The sequence below is a fragment of the Paraflavitalea devenefica genome (genome assembly GCF_011759375.1).
GTDB lineage: Bacteria > Bacteroidota > Bacteroidia > Chitinophagales > Chitinophagaceae > Paraflavitalea > Paraflavitalea devenefica.
On the sequence record NZ_JAARML010000001.1, the window covers coordinates 599,057 to 614,873 of the forward strand.

Genomic DNA, 15,817 nt, shown 5'->3' on the forward strand with positions numbered 1-15,817 from the left:
GTCAATATTATTGAACTATGAACCTGAGAATAAAACAAAGCGTAGTCAGTTGTGCCCCAATTCATAGAAATGCAGTGGCCTCTTCTGCCAGTCCGAAAGAAAGCGTCATACCAGCGCCGCTGAGGCCATTCAGAATATATACAGCCGGTTCAGGAGAGAAGAACAGATCAGTTTCACCATCGGTCAGTTTGGGATAAATGCCATTCCAGGTTTCAACGATCCTTGCCTCCTTAAACTGCGCAAATGTTTGAAGATAGTTTACGATCATCGTATTAATAAACTCCTTATCAAAAGGATCATGTGTAGGACCATATTCGTGGGAGTCGCCCACCGTCAATTCACCACGGCCGTTTTGTGATACCATCACATGAATACCCCAATCGAGATAATCGGCCATCTCTTCTTCATAACGCTTCTTTAAAGCAGGTAGAGAGGCCGAAGCAGCAAAGCTTTTATAATGGATCAAAGACAACCCGCCACACAGGGCCGGACCCATACGCCAGTCGTTTGGCTGGGCGGCAAAGCGCATCATCTGCAGCTTACATTTCGTAAGTGGATAAGTAGCATACGCCTCAGGATAGAGGGTTTCAAAATCAGCGCCGCTGCAAATAAAGATCACATCGCCTTCATATTCTTCCTCATTGCCTATATAGGCCGTATTGTCTGAAATATAGCTTACACACTTGCCCCAGAAAAACTGTACGCCATACTTTTCCTGCAGGTAAGCGGGAATAGCTCCGACAGCCTCACGCGGGTCAACGATCAGTTCATCCGCGCTGTACAAGCCGCCTAATAAACGTTCCTGCACGGCAGCGCCTGATCTTTCGTCCACTTCCTGCGCCGTTAATAACTCCACCGGCCTTTCTGTACGGAACTGTTCATACAATTCCTGTAGCACCTGCCATTCATCAGGATGATAAGCCAGGTGCAGGCTGCCGGGTGCATCATACCAGAAAGCGCCCTCATCGCCTATTTCTTTCCATATTTCCCGGCTGCGCAGGGCACGGTCATATAATTTACCGGGCTGACCTATTGGCCATACCATTCCAAAATTGCGGACAGAAGCGCCAACAGCCTTGTGTGTACGCTCAAACACTTTCACCGCATATCCTTTCACGGCAAGGGCGCGGGCAGTAGCCAACCCCACAATACCGGCTCCGATAACAATAGCTGAAGGCTGATTCATTAAGCAGGTTTTAAAGATTCATACTTCCGGTTAAAATACACGAGGGAGAAAACAGTTCCCACAATTCCGATAACCGAAAATATCACTACACCGGCAGGATAGAACTGAGACCAGGTTAATTTTATTTGAAATATTTCTTTCGAAAGCATCACCAGCATACTACCCGCATAACCGTAGGCATCTACCAGGTAAATAAGAAATCCTACATTGCCAACGATCTTAAATGATGCGATCAGACGCTCAAAGAAAATACAATTGAACGGGATATACCCCATATACAGGCCAAGCCCCGCCAGTTGCATCCACAAGGCCCCGCCCATCATACCAGCCAGGAACAACGCCGATGAAATACCGGCCAGGACAAAACCCGCCAGTATCATCACATGCGCCAGCCGGAAAGCGCGTATATTTTTACGTATGCCTACCAGGAGGCTGATCATAATCAGTATAACGATAGAGGTGATCGTCTCTGTTTTGGTGAAAATGGCAGGTTTTTGACCATATCCCAGTTCCGTCCAGATATTAGACATAAAATTATCCCGCACATCCCGCATAATCGTAAGAAAGAGATAAATCACAATGAGCGTAATAGTGCCAAATCCGAATAAGCGGAGGAACTGAATACGCTGCTCTTTGGTCATGGGCAGGCGTACCGTTCTTTCTGCAATATCCTCCGGGTCGGGAGCAGGAATACGTTCCAGCAGGTACATAAAAATGAGCAGCGGTACTACAAACACAAGTCCCGTTACAAAAGCCAGCCATTGTTCCGGCACACCCCAGCTATCTTTCAGCCATAAAGCTACCGAACGTGTAAAGCCACCGGCAAAAATAAAACTAACCGCCATGGTGGCGCCTATAAAGTCGGTAGTCTTCCTCCCTTCCACATAACTGAATACAATGCCCCACATAAAACCGAGCATAAAACCATTGCCAAACATACAGAGCATACCCCAGGGAGCAGGCACCAATCCAAATATCAACAGACAGAACCAGGCCGACCCTACCAGGATAGCACTGGTTTTCCAGCGTCCTGCCCTTTTCAATTCTGCAATGAACTTTATACCATAGAACTTACTGCACATATAGCCCAATCCCTGACTTATAATAAGCAATACCTGGTACTTTACGCCCCAAAAGCTGAGCCCTTCAAACATGGCTACTGTAAAAGGCTTGCGGTAAGCATACACAGAAGCATAGGTAAGAAAAGCTACCGTTGCAGCGTAAATAGCTGTAATAACCTGTTTTTTGGAAAGAGCAGTTGGATTGGCTGTAATAGTAGACAAATGTTTATTGTATTAATGGTGGAAGTTCTGCAAGACTGTCAATAATCGTATCCGGTTTATATTGCTCCAGCTCACTACGGGTATAAGCGCCGGTGGTTACACCCACTACAAGTCCGCACCCTGCATTCCGGCCTTCTTCCACGTCCACTTCTGTATCGCCTACCTTGGCTACCTGCCCCGCATCGGCAATGTCCAACTGTTTCATAATAGCTGCTATCATATAGGGCTTGGGTCTTCCCTCCGGCACTTCATCGCTCGTGATCACCATATCTATCATACCATTACTTTTCCATTGCAGGCGTTGCAGAATAGTATCTGTAATATTCCTTGTAAACCCGGTATTCAGCGCAATCTTTATACCCCGCTGTTTCAGCCAGGCAAATGTTTCTTCTGCATGGGGCAAGGCAGCAAGCTCCGCATCCTGCTTATAAAAACTGATCATATTATGCGTAAAAGCATCATGGATCTTTTCAATGAGCCCTTCTGTATCATCCTGTTCAAGGTAAAACTTATCGAGCAATATACGAATAGCTTCTTTCTTTCGGAACCCCATCACTTTATTCACTTCTTCACGCGGAACGCTGACCCCATATTGCGCCGCAGCGGCCATAAAGGCATCTGCCACACTTCCCTTGTCGCGCACCGTAGTGCCTGCAATATCGAATACTACCAGTTGAATAGCCATTATAAGCTTTTTAATTTATTAACGCACTAAATGACGCACGATCATACCATGGTACTTAGCCAGATCAGGAACAGGCAATCCTTCTATCTTGGCCTCTTCATCCCACAAACGCATCTTAATAATGAGGTCAAACAACGGGTATTGTTCAAAAGCCAGCGCTTCCTCATCGCGCATACGGCCGCCCTGGTACTCCAGTGTTTTTTTGCTGGCATCCGACAACTGCTCATAATAAGCGGGTGATTTCCAGGTAAGATAACGCTTGGCTTCTACATGGGCTTCCACCAGCCGGATGAGGCGTTTCGAAAAACCCTTCTCCTGCAGGAAGGCGCCGCCCACTTCCTCATGGTCTTTAATACCATATCCTCCCATTTCATTATCCCCCTGGGCCGACACACAGATATGCCCGATATCATGAAGAAAAGCAGCCAGGATCACCTCTTCCTCATGTCCCTGCTGTTCGGCCAGTTGGGCCGACTGCACCATATGTTCCAGTTGGGTCACCTTTTCCCCGGCATATTCAGCGCCGCCATGGTGTTCGTACAAACTGATAATGGCTGTAGCGATGGCCTGGGCCTGTTCATTATTCATACAAATTAATTTGAGTACACAGTAGTAATTGGATCAGCTACGGGGTGATTGGCTGTAAAATGCATTCCCAGCAACCGGGCAATCGTGGCAGCAATTTGTTTTTGATACAACTGCACAGGCGTTTTTACTTCCCCTTCAGGTTTTGTATCAGGACCTATTACTGCCAGCCAGATCTCATGGGCATCCTCAATCTTACGGCCATGGTGTTTCCAGTTTGCCTTCTCTTTGTCACCGCGGCCATGGTCTACCGTAATAAGCAAACTGGTCTTGTCTTTATACCCGGGCATGGATTGTACGGTATTCCAGATATCCCGGATCATGGCGTCTTCTGCATGGGCGCTGCCTACATATTGATCGTACATGCCGGCATGGGCAAAGTCATCTGTTTCGTCAAAAGCAATATACAGTACTTTTGGCTTGTAAACCTTCAGGTATTCCCTTGCAGCCATATAAGTAATAATATCCGGGCGTACCCCGATAGGCCGGGTGGTCAAAAACTGCATATCGTTCAGCAACTGAAGCCCCGGGGCTTTGAAGGAGAGCGTATCTACATCAGCATTTACATACACACCGCTGCGTGGCTCGTTAAGAATATAAGGAAACACATCCCAGGTAGAAAAGGCAGCAACTTTACCCGTATACCCTTTTTGCCTGTTAATGAACTCCAATACATTTTCATGCTTGTTCAGGATCTTATCATTGGAGTTAACGGCAGTATCGGGATAGCCGGTAAAAATCTCATTGTAGCCCGGATAAGAGAACCAATGGGGATTGGCATTGTCTACTTTATTATCAAACTGGCGATTGCCGTACAATTGGCCTTGTTGCGCTATGGTAGTCCACAGAAAAGGGAATAACTTCTTTCTTCTGGCCGCCATATCTTCCGCCCAAAATCTTTCCTTGACCCCCTCCTTGTCGCGGTTAAATGTGCTATCATTCATCAGTACAGGATCAACACCCTTAAAAACCTCCTGCCAGCGCATGCCATCCAGGGTAACAATAATAAGGTTCTCCGTCTTATGGTGTTGTGCCATTGCTGTTACAACAACCATTGTCGTTATAAACGATACAACTATTGCTTTCATGATTTTAAATGAGTGGAGTGAATAAAAAAAGGGCGAAACTTAGAAAAGCTCCGCCGTCAACATTAAGAAACTGCTACGATTGCTTATGATTTGTAGAATACTTTTTCTAACAGGTATAAGTGGCTTTGTTCTCACCCGGGGGTTTGGTGATCTATCGTCTGATAGTACAGAATCAAAACCGGGCCCGAAGCTAACAAAGAACTTTAATGGATGTAGTATCCCAGGATTAAGGAATTATTATTTAATCAGCCACATATCTCCGTTAATATCATCCGTGGTGCCACCGAACTGGTTTTTCACAGCTTTTCCCCAATTATCGGCATTGGTAGTACGCTCGGAAGTGGGATACTGGAACCGTTTGGGAATACGGCTACTGTTGCCCGTACCCGTACCAGTGTTGAATGCCGGTACACCGGTTCTTCTCCAGTTATAGTAAGCTTCCCAGCCAGAGTTCTGAAAAAAGGCAAGGTACTTCTGCAACAATATCTGCTGCAGGCCGGTAGCATCGTTACCAGTATATTTCACAGTAGCTTGCTGATAATAAGTATTTTCAAAATCAAAGCTGATCGGATAGGTAACGGCATTGAGACTACCGAATGGATATACTTTATTGAAAACGCCGGGCGCATCTACCGGTATGGCATAGAAAGCAAGTGATGTTTTAATCCCCTTTTTATACCATTCTTCTGCACTGCCGCCAACCCAGCCTCTGTTAATGGCTTCGGCGATATTAAAACACATTTCTGTATACCCCAGTAATATACCCGGCTCTGCGGAATAATTGGCATAATACCGGCTACGGCTACGAAGAGAATAATCAGCGGTATCAACACTTGACATCTTGGACGACATGGCTGCCAGGTCCTCGCCTGATGGCGCGCCTACATAAGCAGTGATATCTGCCGGCGTTTTCTTATTGGCAGTTAATTGCCTGGTAGCAGGTTCGGCCGTTACAAATGCCCTTGGGTCTTCTAACTGTACCAGCGTATTCAGGTAAGTAGCTGACATATTATACCGCGTAGCATCAAATCCCAGGTTATCAGGGTTGCTTGGATACTTATTGATGTTGTTATAAACATACTTCAGATCATCCCCTGCACTTGTAAAAATCGGATACTTGGCAGCATCACCCAAAATAGCAGCAAATGTTTGCTTCACTTTCAGGTCGGCGTCCGCTTCCTTTTTACTTAAAGCGATCAATACACGCAGCCTGAATACATTGATAACACGTTGCCAGGCCTTTTTAGAGCCGAAATAAATATCCCCTTCAATCTTTCCATCGTTCTGTGCAACCAGTGCAGCCATTTCGGTATTGGCCTCCTCCAGCCATTTGAGTACCTGGATAAAAATATCCTTTTGCGTATTATAGGCAGGAGCTGGTGTACCGGCCCCTTTCAGCGCGTCCTGTAAAGGCAGGTCTCCTACCAGGTTAGTCATCCTGTAAAAAAACCAGGCACGGAAAAACTTGCCCAATGCATTATAGCCTTTCTGTTCAAACTCACTTATTTTCTTTGCCTCTTCTTCCATCTTGATCACATTGGTAAGGGTAGAATAATTAAGCCCGGCGCCCGTCCAGTCATAACGCTGATCGCCATAATAATTATAATTACAGCAATCAAACTGGCACCAGCGGGTAACCAGGCTCCAGGGCCTGTCAGCATTCATATCCGACAAAATTCCTGTCAACACCAATCCCGGAGGAACTGAAGACGGCTTATTGGGATTAGAAGCATATTCATCGTATTTCTTTTGACAGCTCCCTGCCGCCAACGCCACCAGGCATATTACTATTATTATATTACTGCGTTTCATAATTATTTATTTCTGTAGTTGGTTAAAAGGTAATATTGATATTTATGCCATACCGCTTGGCAGTAGGCGTTTGCAGGCTGGAGCTTCCCTGGCTGCCTGCATACTGATCAATATCTACATCTTTATACTTTGAGAAGTACAGGAGGTTGCGTCCTACGAGAGAAATGCTGGCCTGTTTCATAAAACTCTTACCCAACACGGCCTGGGGAACGGTATAAGTAAGTGTTACCTCACGCAGTTTGGCAAAAGTCTTATCAATCAGGTTTGCTTCATTGGTATTGTAGTAAAAGCTGATATAATCCTGCAGAAAAGTAGGAGTCGTATTGGGCGCATATTGCAGCTTACCATAATTGGTAACATTACCCAGGTTATCAAACTCAATAGCTGTATTGTTACTGATCACTACACCTTCTCCTACCCATGATTTCACCCCTTTATAATCCTGGTAACGGGCTTCTCCCATTTTACCCAATACTGTATTAATATGACGGCCGCCACGGTAGGTCTGCTGCTGGATATAATTGATCATCTTGCCGCCTACACGTCCGTCAAACTGGAAACCAAGTCTGAAGTTTTTATAGCTGACATTATTGATAAAGCTCCACACCCAATCAGGATTGGTATATCCCTGCACCTGCGATACCGGGTTCCGGATAGGACGGCCACCGGCATCATTAATGATCTTACCATCGGGTGTTTTCACAAAGGCAGAACCCACAAACTTGTCTACACGGTCACCAATTTTAGTATATATGTCCAATTCTTTCTGGTCACCGTAGAATTTAGTGTACACCTCTTTAAAGGTAGACCAGTTAATCATGGTGTTCCAGGTAAAACCTTTCGCGCTAACAGGCGTTGCATTCAGCGACACTTCCCATCCGGTTTTCCTGGTGGTAATACCATTCTGCAAAATACCGGTATAACCTGAAGTTTGTGACAAAGGCAATGTAAAGATCCGGGGGCCATCTTTCGTTCTGAAATAAGTTACGTCTATACCTATTTTGTTATTCAGGAAACGAATATCGGCGCCGGTCTCATAAACAGTGCTGGAAAACGGTTTAATATCCGTGTTGCTTAACAGGCTGGTAAAATAAGCGCCAGGCTGATTTTCATATACACGCATTGCATTATAAGCAGCCCAGTTCTCATAGGAAGGACCATCGTAAGTAGAATAATACTCAGTACCATAACCCAGCGGATAACTGGCCTGTGGAGTGGCGCCAATAGTAGCCTGGGTTAAACCTCCTTTTACATTCGCATAAGACCCACGGATCTTCAGGAAGGAAATAACCTCCGGCAACTGAACATAATCACTAAGCACAGTACTTACTGCCGCTGAAGGATAAAAAGATACATTATCATCCACCGGCAAAGTGGAAGACTTATCTACCCGGCCCGTTAAAGAGATATTAGCATATTTATCAAGCGATACATCCAGGTAGCCATATCCACTTAACACCAACATGTCCGATGCAAAACTAGAAGCCTTGATCGGGTTGCGGCTGTTGTTAAAATTGTACCAGCCCGGAACATTCAAATAGTCAGTAGTCGTAAAACTGCTATTGTACTTAAAGCTGCGAATATTACCACCTAATGATCCCTTAACATCAATATTGCCACGGAGACGGTTGGTATAGGTAGCCAGGAAATCCGTATTATTTTCAAAGAGTGATCTTCTGTCCTCCCGGTAATCACCACGGCCTTCCTCACGTCCGTAAGGGTGGGCTGAAAAAGGCATCTTCTCGTTCCTGAACAGGTCGTACGTAGTAACCTGTGTACGGGCTATCAATTCAATATTGCGCACCGGCTCATAAATGAACTTGGCATAACCATTCATATCTGTTTTATAATGCCCCCGCAACCATTCCTTTACCATGAACCAGGGATTATGGTAACGCTGGTACTCCGCATAAATACTTTGCACGCCTTCTTTATTCGGCTGCCAGTAATTGCGCATCTGGTCTACATCCCAGTCGGCGCCCGCCCAAATAGTGATATTATAAATCATGCTATTGGGACCATAATTCACATCGGGGAAATTGGGTGTATATTGACGGTTATAATTCAGGTATCCCTCCATACGCACCTTATCGGAGAAATCATAACCGGCAGAAATATTGAAATTGGTGATATTTATTTTCATATTGGGCACATTCGCCTTCTGGTAGCTATGAGAAAGTGAAAAACGCAGGTCATACTTATCACCACGGGAAGAGATCGAAATATTATTGGTAGATAGCAATCCTGTTTGCATAAAACGCTTCAGGTTATCCTTACCGCGCGCTACCCAGGGCGTTCCCTGGCGCACGCCGGTCACCGGATCAACGGGACTGTCATACTGTGGAATAAGCTGACCTTCAAACTTGGGTCCCCACACATCATAGTCACCATCATTGGTGCCACCGCCTTTACCATCTTTAAAAGCATATTTTCCGTGATCGCCGGGGCCATACTCATCCTGCACCTTGGGGATGGCATTAAAGCCTTTCTCCATCATCGTGCTGGAATTAAATTCGATGGAAAAGCCGCGTTTATCCCTGGTGCCTCTTTTGGTAGTGATCATAATGGCGCCATTCAGGCCACGGGAACCATACAGGGCAGAAGCCGTAGCGCCTTTTAATATGGTATAAGATTCGATATCATCCGGACTGATATTCCAGGTATCAGAATTAATGGGTACACCATCTACTACAAACAAACCAATGCCGCGTCCCCGTAATACCAGTTGCGGGCCAGCCAGCATTTCTGCAGAAGCGCCTACTGTCAGGCCTGCCACCTTACCCACCAGCGAGTTAAGGGGATTGGGCTCACGCGCTTTTACCAGGTCATCTCCTTTTACCTCCTGCACAGCATACCCCAGCTTCTTCTTGTCTTTTTTAATGCCCAATGCAGTCACTACCACTTCATTCAATGCCCTTGCATCCTGGTCAAGCGCTACCTGCATATTATTGCCTTCACTCACGGCTACTTCTTTGGGTAATAAGCCTACTCCGCTAAATACCAGTACATCACCGGTTTTGGCATTAATTAAAAAAGAACCGTCGGCAGTAGTGGAAGTACCGGTAGTAGATCCTTTAACAAATACCGATACTCCCTGCACGGGAGTTTGATCTTTGACTGAAATAACTTTTCCGGAAACCGGTTTTTGCGCAAGAGAAAGCAATGGTAAGGCCAATAACAGGCATGCCGTTACCACCCTTGTGATAAGGTAGCATTTACTCATAATAACAGTTTTTGAAAGAGAAAGTGAAGTAAAAATTGTGACCCGAAATTAGAAGGTCAGTGTAAAGGAATAGTTATGGAGACTTTAACAAAGCATTAATTGTTTATAAATACTAAATGACTGTTCAGTATTTATAAACACGTGTATACTTAATAGGTAACGGCTCTAAAACAAATAGATCACCAGGATGGCTGCTTCTGTATTACCAATATTGCGCAGCCGGTGCTTGGCCCGTCCATCAAAAAATAAAGTATCGCCGGCATGGAGCTCAAACTTTTCTTTTTCAATATAATACTCAATACTGCCTTTCAATACATGTTTGCATTCAAAGGCATCTGTTTGTATCATCTGCTTGCGGGCAGCTCCCTTCTTCAATTCCAGTATGGCAATATCAACAGCCTGCGCTGCAATACTTTTGGTAAGGACACGCTTATAGGAAAATCCCTTAACAGGTTCCTTTTCAAAAGGCTTCTCTTCTCCTTTACGTATTATTAATACATGCCCGTTTGTAAAATGCTCATGCATATCCTCAAAAAAGCTTTTGAGGTCTTCTCCCAATGAGTGAATAAGATTAAATAAAACAGGGAGGGAGGGAACCGTACGGTTATTTTCTATCTGGGAAATAAGTCCTTTCGTAACACCGGCCCTGTTGGCCAGCTCTTCCAGGGTAATATTCTTTTGGGTACGCTTTGCTTTGATCTTTTCTCCGATTAATAATATCAGGTCTTCCTGCATGGCTAAGGGGATACATTTAAGTAGAACACAATATTAGATAAAATATAAAACCAGTTGCTCCTGAATACATCAGTTTCCCATTAAACAGTCGTTAAAAGCGGCTCGTTTGTTAATATTCTGTTCACATTTACGACACAATTACTTAACGGCTACTTAAGATACTGGTAATGCTCGCATTGTAAATTTGCAAAACCCAAACTCCATGGAAAAACGTCCGGTAGACGTGGTGGTTATATCCGATGTACACCTGGGAACTTATGGTTGTCGTGCCCGGGAACTGGTAGCGTACCTTAAAAGTATAGCACCCAACATCCTTATCCTCAATGGTGACATCATTGATGGCTGGCAGTTCTCCAAGCGTTATTTCCCCTCCACCCACATGGCCGTTATCAAGGAAATACTCAACCTCATGACCAAGGGCACCCGTGTTTTTTATATCACCGGTAACCATGATGAGCTCCTGCGCAAGTATGCCGACTTCCAGCTTAGCAATTTTACTCTTACCGATAAACTGGTGCTGGAAATAGACAACAAAATGACCTGGATCTTCCATGGTGATGTCTTCGACAACACCACCCATGGCGCCGCCAAATTCATTGCCAAACTCGGCAGTAACGGCTATGGCATGCTGATCCTCTTCAATCGCTTTGTAAACTTTATCCTCAAATCCCTGGGACGCGAAAAACTATCCATCTCCAAAAAAGTAATGGCAGAGGTAAACAAAATGGCCAAGATCGACAACTTTGAAATGATCGCTGCCGAACTGGCCATTGAAAAGAAATATGATTACGTGATCTGTGGCCATATCCACCAGCCGCAAAAAAGGATCATAGAAAATGAACAGGGAAAAGTTACCTACCTCAATTCCGGCGATTGGGTAGAACACCTTACCGCGCTTGAATACAGCCACAACGAGTGGAAAATATTTGAATACGACGAAAAGGACTTCCAGCACGTCCCGGCTACAGACATGAGCAGGAAAGTAAATGTGGTAACGGACGAGATCAGCTTCTACATTAACTCATTAGCTATATAAAAACTTTTATTTCACTATACTCAAAAAAACAGGGCAGAGCATCTGACAAGACACATGAAAATACTTTACGCTATACAGGCAACAGGCAATGGGCATATCAGCCGGGCGATGGAACTATTGCCCTTTCTGCAGAAATTCGGCAACGTAGATATCTTTCTCAGCGGGGCCAACAGTACCCTTACCCTCAATGCACCTATTAAATACAGAAGCAATGGCTTAAGCCTTTTCTATACCTGCAAAGGCTCCCTCGATTACTGGAAGCTCACCAGCAGGATATCCCCCCTCCGGATCATGAAAGAAGCCAGGGACCTGCCGGTAGAAAAGTACGACCTGGTCCTAAACGATTTTGAATGCATCACTTCCATTGCCTGCGCCCGCAAAAAAGTGCCTTCGGTCAACTTTGGCCACCAGGCCAGCTTCATGTCGGCTAAAACACCGCGCCCTGAAAAACCCAATAAAATAGGAGAGTGGATCCTTACAAACTATGCAAGAGCTTCACAGTACATAGGATTACATTTTGAATCCTACGATGATTTCATCTTCTCCCCTGTTATCAAGTCAGAAATACTGCAAGCGGAGCCAACCAATGATGGGCACATCACGGTTTACCTGCCTTCTTATTGCGACAATGAATTATTGGCCTTGCTGGCGCCCTTTAAAGATCACCGCTTTGAAGTATTCTCCCGGCAAACCACTGCCCGGAAAACAGTAGGGAACATTACCCTCACGCCGGTAGATAAAGATATTTTCAACCGCAGCCTGATCACCTGTCATGGCATCGTCTGCGGCGCCGGCTTTGAAACACCGGCAGAGGCTTTATACCTGAAGAAAAAAATGATTGCCATCCCTATCAAGGGTCAATATGAGCAGCAATGCAATGCAGCAGCCCTGAAAAAAATAGGCATCAAAACGCTCGACAACCTCGATGATGACTTCACCGATACCTTTAACAACTGGGTAAACGATCCTGTTACCCCTACAGTTAATTATCAATACTCCACAGAGGCCATCATCAACATCCTTATGTATCGTTGCTCGGACCTGAAATATAAGCTGGATATTCCTTATCCTGAGCTGGTGTTCAATTAAACAGATTCCATTTCTCCTGTCCATAAAAAAAGTCGTACATAATTACGTGTACGACTTTTCTGTTCTGATCTCATAACACTGATTTTAGCGGTGGTACGCAACAAGAGAAGTGTCTTTCTTAGTAGTGTCCTTCTTCTTTTTGTCTTTCTTGGTAGTGTCCTGGAAATTGGCAGAACATCCATCTTCTGAAACAGGTGTTACTTTGTGATCTGCACCAATGGCGCTCATAGACACGGTTACAACCAATGCCAGTACTGCTGTGAGTAGCGTTTTCATAGATTAATCTTTAAAAAAATTAGACAATTAAGTGTTGGATAACCTTAATCAAGCACCGTACCAGAAATATTTTTTATATCTTTTAAACACAATTCGTTAGCGTTTATGCATGCATGATAAAAGGTGGCAAATCCCCAAATTGAGGAAGAATCACATCAAAAATTGGCTGCTACTAAAACAATGCCCGGCCTTTTTAAGGGTATATTAAAAAAATAAAAAAAGCCGTCACGATAGAAATCGAACGGCGTCAGTCACATGAGAGTATTCCTCTCACTTATAAATAGTTGTAGTGATCAGATTGGAACAACAAAGGTAAGCCGCGACCTGCTTATCACACACAAAAGGGAGAACTATTTCATTTCATGATAAATATGAATGTTAGTAAACATATTTCTTGAGTAAAAGAAGACCGGATAACAGGCCCATTGCTCCAAAAACTTCACAATACCACATATACGAACACGTATAATTACGAAACAAGATAAGCATGGGTGTTACATTCTACCAAGGCGCTGGGGTATTTGGGTACTGCCGGATTTTTCAGGCCACGCATTTCTCTGGCGGCTTTAATTTAACAGCTTGCCTTTTTCGCCAGCGTTCTGCCTCCTTCGCTAAGGTTTCGGCGGCCAGGTCTTCCTGTTTCCGTTCCTTGCGCTTTTGTTCTTCCAACCATTGGAGTTTTTTCTCACGGGCTATACGTTTGCGTTCCTTTTCCAGCAGTTCGGCGGTATTATCATAACTGCTTTTCCAGTGTTTACGGCCAATGAGGCGGCGATAGCGTCTGCATTTGGTGTTGCCTGTGCGGTGTTTGATGCGGGTTTTATAGTCTTTTTTGCGCCTGAAGGGTTGTTTCTTACGGCCTGTTTGGAGAGGAATGCCTGTTTCTTTCTGGTAGAGTACCCAGTATTGTACATAAGTTTCCCACAGGTAGTCGTAGGCATCCTGGGGAGTAGAACCATTGTTGAGCATGGTCATAGCCTCACCCGTGAAGTCGCGGAACATCCAGAACTGGCGCCAGTGGATGGGTAGGTCGCTGTAGATGGAAGAGGCGATCTTAGAGGCGGTTACCAGTCTATCGGCATAGAGCCTTGTTTTCTGAAAAGCAGCATATGTCAACACCTTTTCCCTGGTAAGGCGGCTTTTTTTGCGCACGTAGTATTTACCTTCCATTTTGTAGAAGGTGAGGTCATCCCAGGTGCATTCAAAAAATAAGGGTCCACACTGTTTGGCCATGTTATCGGATTTGTGGTAAAGTTAGAGCGGCTGATCCTGTAAACCGTACAGGCATGGTTGAAATGCATATAATGGTAATATCTGATACTAATGACGAGTCTAATTTGTCTGAATCCCGCTCTGGCGGGACAGGCTCGGGGATTTGTCGGATGTTTAGGATTGGGAGGAAAGGTACCAGCAAGGACTAAGGGTTACCAAGGGGTGGACTGTCTTTTGTGGTTGTAATGATTGACTGTTCGCTTGATTTACAATTGGTTATTGATTGCCGGTATGTCTTGCCAGACTTCATATTTATGAAAATGCGCCTTTTATATGCTTCCGGGTCGGAACGGGTATGGATCAACTATGGAAGCTCCTGTTGGGAGGTATGGGAAAGGGTAGGCGTGTAAAAGTAATTTTAATCATTAAAAAAGCCGCCCGGTGTAGATTGGGCGGCTGAAGTAAGATTTACAGAAAAGGTATTACTCAGTTTTTCGGACCTCTTATAGGCTTAGGCTAATTTTTATATCTCCAAACCCACTGCAACTGTCGGGGCGCCCGCCTTCCCACCGCATTAAAGTCACTTTCTTCCAGCAAGAAACGATGAGTTGTAGGATTATCCTTCAAATATACCAGCGGAAAGCTTCTCCCCAGCAAACTATCTCGTATGCTTGATCTTAGCAAAGCCCTGTGCATATCGTCATAGCGTCTTCCGTTCACAGTAAACTTGTAATAAATACTCGCTTTGGTGCCAGCAACTACATTCAGTACTTCAGCTTGTGTTAATTCGCCGTTCCTTGACAATTGCTTGCTTTGGCCACAATGCCTGAACCCTGCCCAAAAAATTATTAGCAGTAACAGAAGCACAATAATCTTCCCTATATTAAATTTCATAGTTCACGTTTAGAATCCTCCTTTCTTTTCAGTACTCTCTAGAAGAATTTGTCGCAGGATCGGGCGGAGCAACTGCTTGAGTTGCCTTGTCCGAGACAGTATTTCCAGATAGATTTCCTAACAGACTCACGACATGAGTCGTAATCCATACACTAATATTACGTGATTAAAAAAGCCGTCACGATGGAAATTGTACGGCTGTAGGGAACGCTAATCAATTTCACAATAACGTAAACTCGTAGAATTACGAGATACAAAGATGATCCAATAAATTTCAGTTGTTTTTAACTATATGCAAACTGGAAATAATTTGTTATATTTTCAAGGTAAAAGACACTGAAAGAATAACGTTTCGATCTTTTTATTTGATTGGATATTCTATTTTTAAAGCTGCAATACTATAGGTGTTTCTTCCAACCTCCCTTCGTATTCCGGAGGAATCAGCAGCTAGTCTAACTATGACAATACTGTCCCCCACACAGGAATAGCTAAAGTTTTCATGTTCATTATCAAACCTCCCCACATACATTCTAAATGTTGACGAATCTGTCAAATAATGAACGTCTACACCGGCCGGATTCACATTAAATCTTTCAACAAAAAATCGATTCTCACAAAGACCGGTTGTCCATTTATACTTTTCGTTACATCCAATTAGGATAAGTCCTAATAAACCTGCCGGAAAAAGATTGCACAATTTCAATTTCATCGTT

General features: G+C 44.4%; 14 protein-coding genes. 2 read left to right on the forward strand and 12 right to left on the reverse strand.

Annotated elements, in window-relative coordinates; genetic code table 11:
- Positions 1 to 61 precede the first annotated feature (61 nt).
- From HB364_RS02305 to HB364_RS02340, 8 genes are all read right to left on the reverse strand, one after another.
- The gene (locus tag HB364_RS02305; RefSeq protein WP_167286283.1) at positions 62 to 1,186 is read right to left on the reverse strand and encodes a TIGR03364 family FAD-dependent oxidoreductase; all 1,125 of its coding nucleotides are present in this window, start codon (positions 1,184 to 1,186) and stop codon (positions 62 to 64) included.
- Entirely contained in the window at positions 1,186 to 2,469 is a 1,284-nt protein-coding gene (locus HB364_RS02310) for a DUF5690 family protein (protein ID WP_208419837.1), read from the reverse strand. Before HB364_RS02310 ends, HB364_RS02305 begins: the two co-directional genes overlap by 1 nt.
- A gap of 4 nt (positions 2,470 to 2,473) precedes the next feature.
- Positions 2,474 to 3,154 (reverse strand): HAD-IA family hydrolase, encoded by a 681-nt coding sequence (locus HB364_RS02315; protein ID WP_167286284.1) that lies wholly within the window; start codon positions 3,152 to 3,154, stop codon positions 2,474 to 2,476.
- A gap of 18 nt (positions 3,155 to 3,172) precedes the next feature.
- Complete coding sequence (locus HB364_RS02320; RefSeq protein WP_167286285.1) at positions 3,173 to 3,742, reverse strand: HD domain-containing protein; 570 nt, start codon at positions 3,740 to 3,742, stop codon at positions 3,173 to 3,175.
- 5 nt (positions 3,743 to 3,747) lie between these two features.
- Positions 3,748 to 4,827 (reverse strand): alkaline phosphatase family protein, encoded by a 1,080-nt coding sequence (locus tag HB364_RS02325; protein ID WP_208419838.1) that lies wholly within the window; start codon positions 4,825 to 4,827, stop codon positions 3,748 to 3,750.
- Between the two features lie 237 nt (positions 4,828 to 5,064).
- Positions 5,065 to 6,639, reverse strand: coding sequence for a SusD/RagB family nutrient-binding outer membrane lipoprotein (locus tag HB364_RS02330; protein ID WP_167286286.1), 1,575 nt, complete (start codon positions 6,637 to 6,639; stop codon positions 5,065 to 5,067).
- Positions 6,640 to 6,661: 22 nt separating this feature from the next.
- Positions 6,662 to 9,862, reverse strand: coding sequence for a SusC/RagA family TonB-linked outer membrane protein (locus HB364_RS02335; RefSeq protein WP_167286287.1), 3,201 nt, complete (start codon positions 9,860 to 9,862; stop codon positions 6,662 to 6,664).
- A gap of 165 nt (positions 9,863 to 10,027) precedes the next feature.
- Positions 10,028 to 10,597 carry a helix-turn-helix domain-containing protein gene (locus tag HB364_RS02340; RefSeq protein WP_167286288.1) on the reverse strand — a complete coding sequence of 190 codons (570 nt, stop codon included), beginning with the start codon at positions 10,595 to 10,597 and terminating at the stop codon, positions 10,028 to 10,030.
- 202 nt (positions 10,598 to 10,799) lie between these two features.
- Here HB364_RS02340 and HB364_RS02345 point away from each other — a divergent pair, with 202 nt between their 5' ends.
- Both HB364_RS02345 and HB364_RS02350 read left to right on the forward strand, forming a co-directional pair.
- Entirely contained in the window at positions 10,800 to 11,633 is an 834-nt protein-coding gene (locus HB364_RS02345; protein ID WP_167286289.1) for a UDP-2,3-diacylglucosamine diphosphatase, read from the forward strand.
- 54 nt (positions 11,634 to 11,687) lie between these two features.
- The gene (locus tag HB364_RS02350) at positions 11,688 to 12,722 is read left to right on the forward strand and encodes a glycosyltransferase family protein (protein ID WP_167286290.1); all 1,035 of its coding nucleotides are present in this window, start codon (positions 11,688 to 11,690) and stop codon (positions 12,720 to 12,722) included.
- A gap of 84 nt (positions 12,723 to 12,806) precedes the next feature.
- Here HB364_RS02350 and HB364_RS02355 read toward each other — a convergent pair whose 3' ends face one another.
- The 4 genes from HB364_RS02355 to HB364_RS02370 all read right to left on the reverse strand — a co-directional run bounded on the left by HB364_RS02355 (position 12,807) and on the right by HB364_RS02370 (position 15,813).
- A complete protein-coding gene (locus HB364_RS02355; protein ID WP_167286291.1) occupies positions 12,807 to 12,998 on the reverse strand; it encodes a hypothetical protein in 192 nt (63 codons plus the stop codon).
- Between the two features lie 540 nt (positions 12,999 to 13,538).
- Positions 13,539 to 14,231 carry a hypothetical protein gene (locus HB364_RS02360; RefSeq protein WP_167286292.1) on the reverse strand — a complete coding sequence of 231 codons (693 nt, stop codon included), beginning with the start codon at positions 14,229 to 14,231 and terminating at the stop codon, positions 13,539 to 13,541.
- Between the two features lie 495 nt (positions 14,232 to 14,726).
- Positions 14,727 to 15,104 carry a hypothetical protein gene (locus tag HB364_RS02365; RefSeq protein WP_167286293.1) on the reverse strand — a complete coding sequence of 126 codons (378 nt, stop codon included), beginning with the start codon at positions 15,102 to 15,104 and terminating at the stop codon, positions 14,727 to 14,729.
- 361 nt (positions 15,105 to 15,465) lie between these two features.
- Complete coding sequence (locus tag HB364_RS02370) at positions 15,466 to 15,813, reverse strand: hypothetical protein (RefSeq protein ID WP_167286294.1); 348 nt, start codon at positions 15,811 to 15,813, stop codon at positions 15,466 to 15,468.
- Positions 15,814 to 15,817 lie beyond the last annotated feature (4 nt).

Excerpts from the sequence above, each read along its gene's own strand:
- HB364_RS02305 (WP_167286283.1), bottom strand. The coding sequence starts at position 1,186 with ATGAATCAGCCTTCAGCTATTGTTATCGGAGCCGGTATTGTGGGGTTG.
- HB364_RS02315 (WP_167286284.1), bottom strand. The coding sequence starts at position 3,154 with ATGGCTATTCAACTGGTAGTATTCGATATTGCAGGCACTACGGTGCGC.
- HB364_RS02320 (WP_167286285.1), bottom strand. The coding sequence starts at position 3,742 with ATGAATAATGAACAGGCCCAGGCCATCGCTACAGCCATTATCAGTTTG.
- HB364_RS02325 (WP_208419838.1), bottom strand. The coding sequence starts at position 4,827 with ATGAAAGCAATAGTTGTATCGTTTATAACGACAATGGTTGTTGTAACA.
- HB364_RS02330 (WP_167286286.1), bottom strand. The coding sequence starts at position 6,639 with ATGAAACGCAGTAATATAATAATAGTAATATGCCTGGTGGCGTTGGCG.
- HB364_RS02335 (WP_167286287.1), bottom strand. The coding sequence starts at position 9,862 with ATGAGTAAATGCTACCTTATCACAAGGGTGGTAACGGCATGCCTGTTA.
- HB364_RS02340 (WP_167286288.1), bottom strand. The coding sequence starts at position 10,597 with ATGCAGGAAGACCTGATATTATTAATCGGAGAAAAGATCAAAGCAAAG.
- HB364_RS02345 (WP_167286289.1), top strand. The coding sequence starts at position 10,800 with ATGGAAAAACGTCCGGTAGACGTGGTGGTTATATCCGATGTACACCTG.
- HB364_RS02350 (WP_167286290.1), top strand. The coding sequence starts at position 11,688 with ATGAAAATACTTTACGCTATACAGGCAACAGGCAATGGGCATATCAGC.
- HB364_RS02355 (WP_167286291.1), bottom strand. The coding sequence starts at position 12,998 with ATGAAAACGCTACTCACAGCAGTACTGGCATTGGTTGTAACCGTGTCT.
- HB364_RS02360 (WP_167286292.1), bottom strand. The coding sequence starts at position 14,231 with ATGGCCAAACAGTGTGGACCCTTATTTTTTGAATGCACCTGGGATGAC.
- HB364_RS02365 (WP_167286293.1), bottom strand. The coding sequence starts at position 15,104 with ATGAAATTTAATATAGGGAAGATTATTGTGCTTCTGTTACTGCTAATA.
- HB364_RS02370 (WP_167286294.1), bottom strand. The coding sequence starts at position 15,813 with ATGAAATTGAAATTGTGCAATCTTTTTCCGGCAGGTTTATTAGGACTT.